Raw genomic sequence first — 320 nt, 5'->3', positions numbered from 1 at the left:
CTTTCATCGGCTCTTAGTGCCAAGGCATCCACCCTGCGCTCTTTCTAGCTTAACCAGTAGTATCTCCACCGCGGGAACGGCTTTCATACGAAGGTGCATAGCGTTGCACCCCTGGTCTTTGTGTTTACTTGATTCTTTCGGTTACGTATCTTTCGATACGCCTCGGATGTCTTGTTTCTTAAATATATTTAAGATTCAATTTATTCAATATGTGATTTTCAAGGTACGTTAGGGATTAGATTTAATCCCGAGTGGAGATGGAGAGATTCGAACTCTTGACCCCCTGCTTGCAAGGCAGGTGCTCTCCCAACTGAGCTACA

Annotated in this window: 1 tRNA gene; it reads right to left on the bottom strand. The window is 45.0% G+C overall.

The features are described 5' to 3' along the window. Window positions 1–252 precede the first annotated feature (252 nt). A tRNA-Ala gene (locus tag GPK83_RS14200) sits at window positions 253–319 on the bottom strand. Between the last annotated feature and the right edge of the window lies 1 nt (window position 320).

The sequence above is a fragment of the Clostridium sp. MCC328 genome, from assembly GCF_018785465.1.
GTDB lineage: Bacteria > Bacillota > Clostridia > Lachnospirales > Lachnospiraceae > Pilosibacter > Pilosibacter fragilis.
This window is presented reverse-complemented; position numbering and strand designations above follow the sequence as displayed.